At 43.6% G+C, this 13175-nt stretch carries 12 protein-coding genes; 4 read left to right on the plus strand and 8 right to left on the minus strand.

Annotation, left to right across the window (positions count from 1 at the left end):
- Positions 1-5 precede the first annotated feature (5 nt).
- On the minus strand, positions 6-968 hold the full coding sequence (locus ACFQ3S_RS13650; RefSeq protein WP_377165332.1) for a hypothetical protein: 963 nt from the start codon (positions 966-968) through the stop codon (positions 6-8).
- A 55-nt stretch (positions 969-1023) separates the two neighbouring features.
- A complete protein-coding gene (locus tag ACFQ3S_RS13655; protein WP_377165334.1) occupies positions 1024-2424 on the minus strand; it encodes a serine/threonine protein kinase in 1401 nt (466 codons plus the stop codon).
- Between the two features lie 211 nt (positions 2425-2635).
- Here ACFQ3S_RS13655 and ACFQ3S_RS13660 point away from each other — a divergent pair, with 211 nt between their 5' ends.
- A complete protein-coding gene (locus tag ACFQ3S_RS13660) occupies positions 2636-4540 on the plus strand; it encodes an AAA domain-containing protein (protein WP_377165336.1) in 1905 nt (634 codons plus the stop codon).
- 157 nt (positions 4541-4697) lie between these two features.
- On the opposite strand, the gene ACFQ3S_RS13665 is transcribed toward ACFQ3S_RS13660, so the two are convergent.
- Together ACFQ3S_RS13665 and ACFQ3S_RS13670 are read right to left on the minus strand one after the other, a co-directional pair.
- Positions 4698-5258: a hypothetical protein gene (locus ACFQ3S_RS13665; RefSeq protein ID WP_377165338.1), complete on the minus strand. Its 561-nt coding sequence runs from the start codon at positions 5256-5258 to the stop codon at positions 4698-4700.
- Between the two features lie 93 nt (positions 5259-5351).
- On the minus strand, positions 5352-5543 hold the full coding sequence (locus ACFQ3S_RS13670; protein ID WP_377165340.1) for a hypothetical protein: 192 nt from the start codon (positions 5541-5543) through the stop codon (positions 5352-5354).
- 124 nt (positions 5544-5667) lie between these two features.
- On the opposite strand from ACFQ3S_RS13670, the gene ACFQ3S_RS13675 reads away from it, so the two are divergent.
- The gene (locus ACFQ3S_RS13675) at positions 5668-6150 is read left to right on the plus strand and encodes a tetratricopeptide repeat protein (protein WP_377165342.1); all 483 of its coding nucleotides are present in this window, start codon (positions 5668-5670) and stop codon (positions 6148-6150) included.
- A gap of 99 nt (positions 6151-6249) precedes the next feature.
- On the opposite strand, the gene glgB is transcribed toward ACFQ3S_RS13675, so the two are convergent.
- Both glgB and ACFQ3S_RS13685 read right to left on the minus strand, forming a co-directional pair.
- Positions 6250-8484, minus strand: coding sequence for a 1,4-alpha-glucan branching protein GlgB (gene glgB / locus ACFQ3S_RS13680; protein WP_377165344.1), 2235 nt, complete (start codon positions 8482-8484; stop codon positions 6250-6252).
- Between the two features lie 393 nt (positions 8485-8877).
- The gene (locus ACFQ3S_RS13685; protein ID WP_377165346.1) at positions 8878-10770 is read right to left on the minus strand and encodes a RecQ family ATP-dependent DNA helicase; all 1893 of its coding nucleotides are present in this window, start codon (positions 10768-10770) and stop codon (positions 8878-8880) included.
- Positions 10771-10950: 180 nt separating this feature from the next.
- On the opposite strand from ACFQ3S_RS13685, the gene ACFQ3S_RS13690 reads away from it, so the two are divergent.
- Entirely contained in the window at positions 10951-11199 is a 249-nt protein-coding gene (locus ACFQ3S_RS13690; protein ID WP_377165348.1) for a hypothetical protein, read from the plus strand.
- 133 nt (positions 11200-11332) lie between these two features.
- Here ACFQ3S_RS13690 and ACFQ3S_RS13695 read toward each other — a convergent pair whose 3' ends face one another.
- The gene (locus ACFQ3S_RS13695; protein WP_377165350.1) at positions 11333-11713 is read right to left on the minus strand and encodes a PH domain-containing protein; all 381 of its coding nucleotides are present in this window, start codon (positions 11711-11713) and stop codon (positions 11333-11335) included.
- Positions 11714-11886: 173 nt separating this feature from the next.
- On the opposite strand from ACFQ3S_RS13695, the gene ACFQ3S_RS13700 reads away from it, so the two are divergent.
- A complete protein-coding gene (locus tag ACFQ3S_RS13700; protein ID WP_377165352.1) occupies positions 11887-12837 on the plus strand; it encodes a hypothetical protein in 951 nt (316 codons plus the stop codon).
- Positions 12838-12930: 93 nt separating this feature from the next.
- On the opposite strand, the gene ACFQ3S_RS13705 is transcribed toward ACFQ3S_RS13700, so the two are convergent.
- Positions 12931-13095: a lmo0937 family membrane protein gene (locus tag ACFQ3S_RS13705; protein ID WP_377165354.1), complete on the minus strand. Its 165-nt coding sequence runs from the start codon at positions 13093-13095 to the stop codon at positions 12931-12933.
- Between the last annotated feature and the right edge of the window lie 80 nt (positions 13096-13175).

The following is a 13175-nucleotide window of genomic DNA, read 5'->3' on the forward strand; positions in this document are numbered from 1 at the left end:
TACCCTTATGCTTTAAAAAGGTTTAAACCGATAATTCCATTTAGCAGCATGCGCGAGTTAACCGGCAGTTCTACCCAAGTTGGCGCATTAACATCGCTTCGGATCACCGGTTTTTCGTTCAGTGTGGTGATCTCACCAAATGAAGCCAGGTAAAATTTACCGTCGGTATTATTGAAACGAATGTATAAATGCGGCACGTTAACCCAATCCGACGGGATCCTGAAGATGTGCGATTCCTCCCGAGTATCCTCGCTACCCGTCACCATAATTTCCTCATGCTTCATCAGGTATTCTACCTTTTTACCGGCAAATTGCGGGTTAGGCATAATGGTCTCTAAACGGGCAAGGGTAGTTTGTTCGGGTTTGTCTGCATCTTTGGCATCCAGCACCAGGTTTTCTTCGTAAGGCAGTTCAAAATAACCATCGCTGTAATAGGTAAACCCGTTTAACACATCCTGGCTAATATCAAAGGTTTGAGCTATACCCGTTTGCCTGGGGATAAAAGTCACCCGTAAATTCTCATCTTTTGGTACGTTTTGTGCGCCGGCATCGGGGAGCAGTTTACCCATAAAACCTTTATCGCCACGGGCATATTCCGGGTGCGATACCACACGGAATACCCATTTAGAGCCCGATGGCTCTACGGTTTTACCTGCGGCGCGGTACTCCCTTAATATTTCGTAAAAACGCTTGACGGTTTCCTGCACGATGAGGCCGATGATACCCTGGCGATTTTCGTTAAACTGTTTATAATCTTCGGCATTAAAGCTGATAATGAATTCGTGATAAAAAACGATACGCCCGGCAAACGACAAATCGGCTATGGATTCCTGGAATTTTTCAACTATGTAATCGTAAATAGTATCGGGCGTTAGCGTGGGCGCAAGGGCAACAGTTTCCTTGTTTTCATTGGTTAAAAACCAGTCCTGTATGCCTATGCGTTGCCAAAAGTTAGGTTTAATTTCCATTAGGGTATGTTTGGAGTATTGATATTTGCATGCAACGCATAACCGTTGCGCATATTTAGTTTATACTAACTGTAGTATCAGGCTCAGTTTTTGAAATCGTATCCGCCTTGGATTTAGATTCCTGCTTTAGTTTTTCGGCCTTAATAACACTATCTATTACATTTTGCATCGAATCCTTGGCTCTTTGACGGGCGGCTTCGGCATTGTACGGTTCTGTGTTTTCCGAAGGAACTGCTTCGTTGGATGCTGTATCAACTTGGGTTTGCGAACTATCGGTAAGAGGTAATTCCCTGAAGCGGGCATCCCGCTTATAAAAAGCCGAATAAACCGAAAACCCCATAAACAAGATTAACAATGTAACAAACAGAATAAATAATGGCTTGGCCAATACTACTTTTGAGCCATCATCTTCGGTTTCAAGGTTACGTTCATTTAAAGGTACTGTTTGGGCCTGCTGGTATTGCAGTAACTGTGCTTGCAGACGTTCATTTTCAGCTTGCAATGCGTTGGTACCTAAAGCTACCTGTTGTTGCGGATTATTTTCTATGGCCGATAAGCTTCCATTTACAATAGCTTCCTGTAATTGTACCCCGCTGGCATAACGGTTTTGAGGGTCTTTTTCCAAACATCTGGCTATTATTTTAAGCAGCCAGTATGGTACCTGCATCTCCTGCACTTGTTGTGGATGCGCCCAGCTTTCTGGCAGGTTATCCTTGCGTTTACTCAACGGATCGGGCAAGGGGGTTTCCATATGAGCCAGCATTACCATATTACGGCCCGCCTCGCCATTGCTGTTAAGTGGAAACGGCACCTCGCCCGATAGTAACTCGTACAAAATAATACCGTAGCTATACACATCGGTTTGCGGCAGCATGTGGCCTTCGTGCTGCTCAGGTGCCATAAATTCAATGGCTCCGGCATGGCGTACACTACTTCGGCGCTGCTCTTCGGTCATAATGGCCAAGCCAAAATCAAGCAGCATATAGTTGCCGGTATGAATATTATATTTTACGTTGTTACTTTTAATATCGCCGTGCTTAACACCTACTTTATGGCAATGCGCTAAAGCACCCGCCAGTTGATCTGCCACCTTAATGAGTTCTTTCAAAGTAAAGATTTTCTCATGGGGTGGTTGCAGCAATTCGCTCAGGTCAGGGCCTTCGATGTATTCCATTTCAATGAAGGGGAAAGAACCGCTATCGGTTAAACCCCAGCTCATGATCTTTACCACATTGGGGTTAGGTTGTTCGTTTACTTTTTGCAGCTTAGCCACCTCATTTTGAAAGTTACGATAGTTCTTATCTTCCTTATTTTCGGTATGGATGGGTGTGGGCATTAGCTTAATAGCGGTATAAATCGTACCTGTGCGTCGGCCTTTATATACTGATCCTTGTCCGCCGGTGCGTAAAGCGCCCAGGTTTTCCAATCCCTCTGTTATGGTAAATACTTTACTCATTTAATATTTGTTAAAATGATGCGCCAGGTTGTACCGCCTACATGCGGTGTAAATTACATTTAAACTACCTGCTTTGTTACAAACCAGCTAAAATAATACCCGGAAGAGTACTTATACACAGGTTAACCAAAACTAATGTAATTATTTAAAAACGTTAATACGCTGCAATATTGCAAGTATCCTAATTTACAGCGTTTGTTACCTTTGCCGCATGGATTATTTTAAAAAGCTTTTAAACCTGCTGAATATAGAGCGTAATGATGACCGTAAAGCTTACTTAAAATTAACCGAAAGTGCATCGGCCGCCGACAGGCGGGCAAATGGCCTAACCTGGTACCCCATTGCCATACGCGGAACCGAACCCAGCCGGGGCGATTATTTAACCGTAGAAGTGGAGCGCACCACCCACCAGGATGTAAGTCACCAATTGCGTTTTGGTGCATCGGCTGCATTATTTTCTAATCATAATGCCAAAAACGATCGCATTGAAGGAACGATTTCTTATCAAGGTGGCGACCGGCTTAAAATAACACTTTTTACTGATGAACTCCCCGAATGGGCACGCGATGGTAAATTAGGCATCGACCTGCTGTTCGACAATAACAGCTATGATGAGATGCAAAATGCGCTCAAACTTGCCGATGTATTAGGACAAAAGCCAGCCGAAGGACGTTTAATACAAATACTGACCGGAGAAAAAGCACCGTCTTTTTCTAATGAGATAGTTAATACGCCGTTGGGTAACCTCAATCCATCGCAACAGGCGGCGGTGCAAAAAATTTTGGCGGCACAGGATCTGGCCGTGGTGCATGGGCCACCGGGTACTGGTAAAACCACTACACTGGTTCAAGCTATTAAAACACTGATTACGCAAAACCATGAACAGATTTTGGTAGTAGCGCCAAGCAATACGGCGGTTGACCTGCTGAGCGAAAAACTTTTTGCCGAGGGATTGAACGTTTTACGCATAGGCAATCCGGCACGCGTATCGGAACGGTTGATGGCCTTAACGCTCGACAGCAAGATGACCGAGCACCCTCAAATGAAGGAAGTGAAAAAGCTGAAAAAGCAGGCTGGTGAATACAAAAACATGGCGCATAAATACAAGCGCAATTTTGGCAAAGCCGAACGCGACCAGCGTAAAGCCCTTTTTGACGAGGCACACAAGATTATGAAAGAGGTGGGTAAAACCGAACAGTATATTATTGACGATTTGGTTACCAAGGCGCAGGTAATTACCGCCACACTGGTTGGGGCCAACCATTACACCGTGCGTAATGTTAAATTCACTACCGTAGTTATTGATGAGGCCGGGCAGGCTTTGGAACCGGCCTGCTGGATCCCGATACTAAAAGCACAGAAAGTAGTGCTTGCCGGAGACCATTTCCAACTTTCACCAACTATTAAATCTATAGAAGCGGCTACAGGAGGTTTAAGCAGTACCCTGCTCCAAAAATGTGTAACCCTGCACCCCGAAGCAGTGACATTGCTGGAAGAACAATACCGCATGAACGAGGCTATTATGGGTTATTCGTCTGCCGTGTTTTATGAGCATAAGCTGCGGGCGCATGAGTCTGTTGCGCAACGGTTACTGTTTGAGGGTGATAAACCATTGAATTTTGTAGATACCGCCGGTTGCGGTTTTGATGAAAAACTGGAAGGGACAAGCTCTACCAACCCCGAAGAAGCTGCTTTTTTATTTAAACATTTGGGACAGTTGGTAGAACAATTTAGCGAACGATATACAGTTTTAAACTTTCCTTCCATTGCGGTGATCTCCCCTTACAAGGAACAGATCAGGATTTTAAATGAACATTTAGCAAATCAATCAGAATTGTTGGTTTATGGGGAGAAGATTTCAGTAAATACGATAGATAGTTTTCAGGGACAGGAACGGGATATAGTGTACATTAGCATGACCAGGAGTAATAATGAAGGCGACGTCGGCTTTTTAGCTGATATACGCCGCATGAACGTAGCCATGACCCGAGCCCGTAAAAAGCTGGTGGTCATCGGCGACAGTTCTACCCTGGCGCAATTGCCATTTTATGCTAATTTTATTACTTATGCCGAGCAGTTGGGCGGTTACCAAAGTGCCTGGGAGTATATAAATTAATAGGGTACTCCTACCAAATTGTACTGTTTTATTAAAAATTTTCTGCCGAATTGATAATCAACGGCAAAAAGCATCCTACAAATACCTTACAATTTAGCCTAATCAAAAAAAACCACCCTATTAACAGAAGTGGTTTTTCATTTTATAAGTTATTTAATTATATACCGCCTTCGGTACCCGGCTCATGACCCACCATTCGGCCTGTAGTACGGCCCTGGTTACGGCTGGTAAAATCGGTTTTAGGGCTTCCCTCCGATGGAAATTCATGTGGAGTTGGTGGCGTAACATCGGTTTGCTCACTGTACGAAGCATCATTGCCTTCTTGTGGCACACGAACTTCCTGCTCATCAGGGTAGCCTAAATCTTCATTATCGGCTTCTTCGTATTCCGGCAATTCGTCCGGCTCATCTGTATCATCCAAATCAGCTTCAGCCCTTAGCGGATCGTCTAAGTCTTCATCCTCATCAAGGTCTTCGTCTGTATCCAGATCCTCATCATAACCAGGTACAACGTCATCATCTAAATCATCCTCATCATCCAGATCCAGATCATCCTCATCATCCAGATCTAAATCGTCGTCATCTTCCAGATCTTCATCATCCGGGTCAACAGCTTCCGCTCTTGAAAATCTTTCACTGTCAACTTCTGAAGGCTGACGGTGCAGTTGGGTTGGTATCTCCTGTTCAGTAGTCCAGGTGTCTTGATCAAATGCTAACATAACTCTTCTATTTAAGGTGTTATTGCATTAACCTTTAATACAAACGGTTTGTTTTGCTCTTTGCATTAAAAATTAATGATTTCAGCCTATTCGTTACATGAGTTCGTTATCGTTTTTTACATGATAAACCTTATAGGCCATGTAGTATAACAGTATAACAGGTATAAAGTACAATATAATGTTACCAGAGTTTATTGCCTGATAAGTTGCAACGATTTGGTAAATGGTAAGCACCAGTGCTATGGTGCCGGCTATGAAGTATAAATAAAAAAATTCAGGGCTCATCAATTGTAGTTTAACTATATAAATGAACTGGTTAATGCCATTTATGTTTCATTTAGCGTTATAGGTGCAGTTAACCTAACAGCAATTTTTGTACATTGCACTTTACACACCTGATTAATTTACCATGCACAACTGGGAAGATATATATTTAGAGGCCGAAGAAGCCATACGTAATGCCAATTATTTACAGGCTAAGCAACTGTTGGAAAACATTATTTTAGAAGAACCCAGTACCGCCCAGGCACATAATTCGTTAGGTTGGTTGTACCGCACCCAATTTGATGACTATAACCGCGCCGAAAACCATTATAAAGCGGCTATTAGTAGTAACCCGCAGTACCCGCACGCCTATATTAACCTCATTGTTTTGTACACCAACTTAGAACAATGGGAAAAAGCCCGCGATGTAGCTGGCAAAGCCATGATACGTCCATTGGTTGATAAATCATTGGTGAACTATCGTTTAGGTATTATTGAAGAATATGCCCAAAACTTTGACGAGGCCGTTATCTTTTATAAAAAAGCCATTAAGCTTTGCTTAAACTTCGATTCGATTGAAGATTATAAACGGGCTATAGGTAATTGCGAGTATAAAGCGACACTGTAATAAGAGTAAAGAATATAGAGTACAGAGGTCAAGAATATGCATAGCATCTATTTAGATGTAAACTCTGTATTCCTGATTCTGTACTCTTGACTTTGTATTCTATCCCCTCTTGAACATTACCGCGCCTAAAGGTGGTACAGTAATATTAATGGAATTAGCTTTTCCATGCCAGCTCCGAGCTTCTGAATTAAGCGGCAAAGGGTTATTAACCCCGCTACCCCAATATTGCCTGGCATCCGAATTAAAGATCTCTTTCCATTCGCCTGCTGCCGTTACACCAATGCGGAAATTATACCGTACTACTGGTGTCATGTTCAATACTACTACCACATCGTTTGCGGCATCGTGCCCTTTACGGGCGTACACCAGTATCGAATCATTTGCATTTCCGCCGTCTATCCATTCAAAGCCTGAACTGTCAAAACCTTTTTCGTAAAGGGCGGGCTCATTTCGGTATAAGTGGTTAAGTGCCTTAACTGCTTGCTGCATGCCGCTGTGGCAATTAAACTGGGTTACCCACCAGTCTAAAGACTTATCGAATGCCCACTCTGAAGTTTGACCAAACTCGGACCCCATAAACAGCAGCTTGGCACCCGGATGAGTAAACATATAACTGTACAACAAGCGTAGGTTAGCATATTTCTGCCATTCATCACCCGGCATTTTGCTGAGCATCGATCCTTTGCCGTACACCACCTCATCATGCGAAAAAGGCAGCATGAAATTCTCGGTAAAGGCATATATCAAACTGAAGGTCAGTTCATTATGATGATATTTTCTATTGATGGGATCTTGCTGAAAATAATTGATAGTATCGTGCATCCAGCCCATCATCCATTTCATGCCGAAGCCCAGACCACCCGTATAAACCGGGCGACTTACGCCGTGAAACGAGGTTGATTCTTCGGCAATGGTTTGCACATCGGGGAAATTGCTGTACACAGCCATGTTAAACTCTTTTAAAAAAGCTACAGCTTCCAGATTTTGGTTACCGCCGTATATATTGGTCTCCCATTCGCCATGCTTACGCGAATAGTCGAGATAAAGCATCGAAGCTACACCATCTACACGTAAACCATCGGCATGATACCTATCCAGCCAAAACAAAGCATTGCTTATGAGAAATGCCTTTACCTCGTTACGTCCGTAATTAAAAATATATGAGGTCCAGTCGGGGTGGTAACCTTTGCGCACATCCTCATGCTCATACAAATGTGTACCATCAAAACGGTAAAGCGAATGCGCATCGCCCGGGAAATGTGACGGAACCCAATCTAATATTACGCCTATACCCTCCTGGTGAAAACGCTCAATTAAATGCATTAACTGTTGCGGGGTACCGTAGCGCGAGGTGGCTGCAAAATAGCCGGTAAGCTGGTATCCCCAGCTTGGATAATAAGGGTGCTCCATAATGGGCATAAACTCCACGTGGGTGAAGCCCATATCTTTAATATAAGGCACCAAAGTATCGGCCAGTTGGTCGTATGTTAAAAATTCATCGGGACTTTCCTTACTGCGTGCCCACGAGCCTAAGTGCAGTTCGTAAACCGAATACGGCTTATCTAATGCGTTATGCTGATGGCGGTTAGCCATCCAGTCGGCATCGTTCCAATCGTAATAAGTATCGGCCACAATAGATGCCGTTTGTGGTGGTTCTTCCCAGCGCAGGGCAAAAGGGTCGGCTTTTTGCAGGTCTTCGCCACTATTGGAGTTGATGAAGTATTTGTAAACCTCGCCGTTACCAATATGCGGAATAAAACCTTCCCAAATACCCGAACCATCCCAGCGGTGATTTAGCGCATGGCTGCCATTATTCCAGCCGTTGAAATTGCCTATTACCGAAATGTACCGTGCATTTGGAGCCCATACGGCAAAGTACGTACCTACCACATTTTTATGTGTAACCACGTGCGAACCCAGCTTTTCGTAAAGCTTAAAGTGTTTACCACCTTTAAACAGGTCTATATCAAAATCGGTAAAGCGGCTGTACACTTCCACCGCGTTTAAGGTTGCCGGTATTTCTTCAGCGGTGTTGCTTTCGTGTATTACGGGCAGATCGTTAGTTTTGGCAACCGGTACTTTCCTGCCTTTTTTTACAGCCAGGTTTGCCACAATAGCGGTTATGGATGTTTCGGGCTGTGCCGCTTTAACTTTCCCTTTAGTTGCCTTAATGGGCACCGAATCGGGGAAGGTAGCAGCTTTGGGCTGAAGTGTTTTACTTTTAGCCAATGAAGGCTTTTTAGTTTTTACTGGTTGTGATTGTGGGAATGAAGACTCCTGCTCTAAAGGTATATCAGTTTTAGCAGGTTGGGTTTTACTGGTTAGTTTTGCCATAGTGGAATAGTCTTTACAGACAATAAATCATAGTAATTGCAGACAAAGCAAAGTGTTTGCGGATTGGCTACAAAAATGCAACACCACTACCCCTTTCCTTGTTTTACTTGCCTGCAATAGTAGTAATATTTATGAAATAATTTTTCCCTTTTGAACTTAGATTAATGTGAAATAAATGCGTCCGGTTTGCTCGTGGCCGAAGAGGCCATCGTTCTTTTCTTGATAAAAAGAACCAAAAAATCAAGTCACTTCCCTATGCTACTATTTGCACAAGGCCTTTACCCTGCAAAGCCGGGCAGCAAACAAAGACAGGTGAAATCCCTCCTTGGGGAGGAAAGAAAATCAGCGGTTGCCCAAACGGAGTACTTTCATTAGCACTTACCTAATCCCCATTTACAAATAATACTTCTCCCCGTTAGTCTTGATCCTGCCCGCATCCAGTAACTGGCGAATAGCGGTTAAACGTTCGGGGCTTTTGCCGTGTTTAAGAGCTAATACCATTTGTTCTAAACTATGTGGTGCCGAACTTAATAATTGCAATATTTCATCGGTTAACTGGCTTTGTAACTGACCGGCGTTTTGCAGGCGATTTTCGCGCAAGCAAACATCGCAAATGCCGCATTTGGGGGCGTCGGGTTCGTTAAAGTAAGCTAACAGTTGCTGGCTGCGGCATTTGGGCGTTTCGGTGTAGGCCAGCATGGATTCCATTTTTTTAAGATAGATGGAGCGGCGGTTTTCCATTTGCTGGCGGTCTATCCATAAATTGGCCGATGTTTGCCGGGGTTTAAGGTAGGTTACCTGCGGCTTATCGGTTTGGGGCAGGTAACTGATGACCTCAAAGGCATTTAGTTGCTGCAAAGCTTCGGTTACCTGCTGCACGCTGAGGTTAGTGCGGCGGGCAATGTCAAATTCGCGGATACGGGCATAATTATCGAACGCGCCGCCGTACGAGCGCAGCAAGGTTTTCACGAAAGGGTCCCAGGCCGGGTTTTGGATCTGGAAATTGTACAACTCGTCATGCCCTATTTCAAACTGAAACCTGGAAGGTAGAAACACGCTTTCATTAAAACTCAAATATTCGCCCTGCTCTAAAAACTTGAGGGCATTCAAACTTTTAAGCGCATCCAGTTTAAAACGGCTGCTGAAATCGGCCAGGTCCAGGTCAAAGCTTAACCCATCGCCTGCCCCATAGGCCAGTTGGTAGTAGTTGGCCAGGTAATGGTACACCTGCTTAATTTCCTCTACCGATGGAAAGCTGACCTCGTATTTGCGCTGCTGCTTTTGCCGGTCGAGTTCGTTATACAGCAATATGGCATAGGCTTTTTGCTCATCGCGCCCGCCCCTGCCTGCTTCCTGGTAATAGGCTTCCAGACTTTCGGGCAGGTCTTTGTGCATCACAAAACGCACGTCGGGTTTATCTATGCCCATACCAAAGGCATTGGTAGCCACAATAATGCGGATATGGTTGTTTTTCCACTGCTCCTGCTTGGCTGTACGGGTATGGCCGCTCAGCCCGGCATGATAGTAATCGGCCGGGATGTTATGGTCGTTGAAAAACTTACTAAGTTCGGTGGTTTCCTTACGACTACGTACATATACTATACCGCTGCCGTTCACGCTGCGGGCTACCTCGAGCATGCGGCGTAATTTATTCTCTTCGTGCTGTACCCGGTAGCTGATGTTTTTGCGCGCAAAACTTTCCTGGAAAACGTTATGCTCCTTAAACAGCAACTTGTCCTGTATATCGTCCCTTACCTCGGCAGTGGCCGTGGCGGTCAGGGCTAATATGGGTACCTTGGGGTGCAGCCGACGCAGATCGGCAATATGCAGGTACGGGGGCCGAAAATCGTAACCCCATTGCGAGATGCAGTGCGCTTCATCAACTGCTATCAGGTTCACTTTCATGTACTTGATACGTTCCTGCACCAGTTCGCTCACCAAACGCTCGGGCGATAGATACAGGAATTTTACCGGACCATAAATGCAATTATCCAGCGCAATATCCACCTCCCGCTTACCCATTCCCGATACAATAGACAGCGCCTCTATACCCTTGGCCTGCAAATTATCCACCTGGTCTTTCATTAAGGCAATCAGCGGCGATACCACAATGCAAATACCCTCCATAGCTAAAGCCGGCACCTGGTAACAAACCGATTTACCTCCACCCGTAGGAAGCAGCGCCAACACATCGTGCCCCTGCATTACAGCCTCAATAATGGGCTGCTGCATGGGCCTGAAAGCCTCGTGTTTCCAGTAATGCTGAAGAATTTGCTGTATAGTCATTTATGGTACAGCAATATTAACGGTTTTTGGGGGAATGGGTTGTGGTGGGTGAGAAAAAACTGAAAGTGTAGACGACATTTAAACATAACGTTTATTGAAATTATACGCTTGGATAGCCCATATATGAATTTGTCATCCCCAACAATTATCCCTAATTTTGCGTACTTTAACCTATACAACATGCCTACTCATTTATTTAATGCTTTTTTTGAAAGTGTGGACGGCACCCAACTGGGCGGACCGGTAACGGTTGAAAAAGGGGAATATCTTTTTGTGAATAAGAACAGTGCCGATGACGTGTATTTTAATCTGCGGAGATCACCCAGGGGTTGGTATTTTTCGGGCGAAACGACTACTCAAACCATACCGCAGCAATATATTCATGCGGTGGGCGCACAAATAGATGCCTATAATCAAAAACAACATTAATAACCGGCCCATTAGCCCGGCACGGTGAGTTGAAATACGTTTTAAAAAACAACCGGCTTACTGTTTTGCAATTGGCAATAGCACAGTTTAACGCCGGTTGTTCTGTTATAGATCGTTATATCTTATTCTGGATTTAGCCTAACACGTGTTGGGCCAATATTCTTTGCAGATCGTATATATTTACCTGCTTGTTAAACTTCTTTTTAATACTCGGGGTAATTTCACTCGAGATCCAGATCTTCAGTTCGGCATCCAGTTCAAAATGCCCTGCAGTTTCTATACTAAAACGGGTGATACTTTTGTAAACCAAAGACAGGTACTCTACCTTACTACCGGTAATGCCTTGCTTATCAACCAAAATAAGCCGTTTATTAGTAAAAATAAACACGTCCCTTATCAGCTTAAAACCAATTTCTATGGTTTCATTCTCGGTAAGCAGGTTAGCATACTCGGTTAATAGTTCGTTGGGGTTAGCCACGCCGGCATTGCCCAAAAATTTAGAAAAAAGACTCATGTTTAAAGTTTGATTTATAGGCTAAATATAAGTTTATTATTTCACAACTAAATTTGAATTTACAGTAATTAAATAAATTCCCTGGCGCAATAAAGAAGCTATTGGATACTTAACTTGCGCTTTAAGGTTTTTTCAGCTTATTTTGGGGTACGAGGAATTATAAATGGGTAAGCATGAATAACTACCGTCTTTTTTTAATAACTAAATATTTATTGTTATTGCTTTGCACAGCTGTAATGGCCGTTTCCTGCAAGCAAACACCTCCATCCAACAACAGTGGTGCTAAGTCAAAGGCTCGGGTTTCCTTTAAAAAAGTGCGTGGCATTGCTTACACCGAAGTGCGGCGTGAGTATGATAACCATTTAGGCTATAATAACTACGGCTATCATTTAGAACCCGAATGGCAGATCACTTTTCTGTCCGACGATTCGGTGCGGATCTTTAGCCTGGTGCTGCAAAAGTTTATTGTAGAGCCGGTTATTATCGATCACGATTCGGTGGCCACCGTAGCTCACTCCTGGCTCAGGGTAAAAAAACTGACTAAGGACAGCATACTTTTCCAGGTATTGTATGTAGCCAATCAAAAGATAGATGATAAAAGCAACATCTATATGACCCTGTACAGCAACGACTATATAAAAAATGTGCTGCATACCACTGCGGATAAATTGCAAACCCCTCCCCGCAGAGATAGCCTATACATCAAGAAAAAAACTGAAGCTTCTATAGCAAACATCAATAAGGCATTTGCCGCTACCGAACCGGCCAACCTTATTAGTAATAACCCAAACGTTACAGTTACTAAAAAGAACGTGACCAAAGCAATTGCTATGGAAAACGTAACGCTGGCCGATAATTATCTTTCCCCTACATTTACGGTAACTATTCATAAAGCATATAACACGTTCAACTACTCTATGCAGGTAATAGCTGATGAAAAAGGCAAGCTGCATTTTGTAAAATCAATGACCTACATACCTGATGATGTTGATGCCCGGCTTAAAGTAATGAAAGGTGTGGTAGATGGTTACTTAACCGTTTATTTGATAACCAAGCCAGGCACAACATTAGGCATAGCGCACCCAAGCCGCATCCTGGTACGTGTTATTGGTATAGAGGATTAACGCGTTATCACTTATTACAGATGATGGGTGCCCATAAAAAATGCGGCTCCAGAGAAGCCGCATTATGATATATCGGTGAAATAGTAACCTATTTTACACCGTTGTGGTAGACGATGACCCCCTGAGCAAACCTATTACCAGTGAAATAATGGCTAATAAAATTAAAATATGGATTAATCCGCCTATGGAGTAAGCGATAACACTGATGGCCCAACCTATTACCAGTATTACGGCGATGATATACAATAATGATTTCATAATAAATGGTGTTTAATAGGATCAGTCCGAAAAGTTGGGGGAACGAAAGCTTAGGCATAGATTTTAGTAAGTCTAAAAAG

This window comes from Mucilaginibacter terrae, assembly GCF_042679325.1.
GTDB classification, from domain to species: Bacteria; Bacteroidota; Bacteroidia; order Sphingobacteriales; family Sphingobacteriaceae; genus Mucilaginibacter; species Mucilaginibacter terrae.

Coding starts and splice junctions, on each gene's coding strand:
- ACFQ3S_RS13675 (WP_377165342.1), top strand. CDS start 5,668: ATGCACAACTGGGAAGATATATATTTAGAGGCCGAAGAAGCCATACGT.
- glgB (WP_377165344.1), bottom strand. CDS start 8,484: ATGGCAAAACTAACCAGTAAAACCCAACCTGCTAAAACTGATATACCT.
- ACFQ3S_RS13650 (WP_377165332.1), bottom strand. CDS start 968: ATGGAAATTAAACCTAACTTTTGGCAACGCATAGGCATACAGGACTGG.
- ACFQ3S_RS13705 (WP_377165354.1), bottom strand. CDS start 13,095: ATGAAATCATTATTGTATATCATCGCCGTAATACTGGTAATAGGTTGG.
- ACFQ3S_RS13695 (WP_377165350.1), bottom strand. CDS start 11,713: ATGAGTCTTTTTTCTAAATTTTTGGGCAATGCCGGCGTGGCTAACCCC.
- ACFQ3S_RS13690 (WP_377165348.1), top strand. CDS start 10,951: ATGCCTACTCATTTATTTAATGCTTTTTTTGAAAGTGTGGACGGCACC.
- ACFQ3S_RS13685 (WP_377165346.1), bottom strand. CDS start 10,770: ATGACTATACAGCAAATTCTTCAGCATTACTGGAAACACGAGGCTTTC.
- ACFQ3S_RS13660 (WP_377165336.1), top strand. CDS start 2,636: ATGGATTATTTTAAAAAGCTTTTAAACCTGCTGAATATAGAGCGTAAT.
- ACFQ3S_RS13665 (WP_377165338.1), bottom strand. CDS start 5,258: ATGTTAGCATTTGATCAAGACACCTGGACTACTGAACAGGAGATACCA.
- ACFQ3S_RS13700 (WP_377165352.1), top strand. CDS start 11,887: ATGAATAACTACCGTCTTTTTTTAATAACTAAATATTTATTGTTATTG.
- ACFQ3S_RS13670 (WP_377165340.1), bottom strand. CDS start 5,543: ATGAGCCCTGAATTTTTTTATTTATACTTCATAGCCGGCACCATAGCA.
- ACFQ3S_RS13655 (WP_377165334.1), bottom strand. CDS start 2,424: ATGAGTAAAGTATTTACCATAACAGAGGGATTGGAAAACCTGGGCGCT.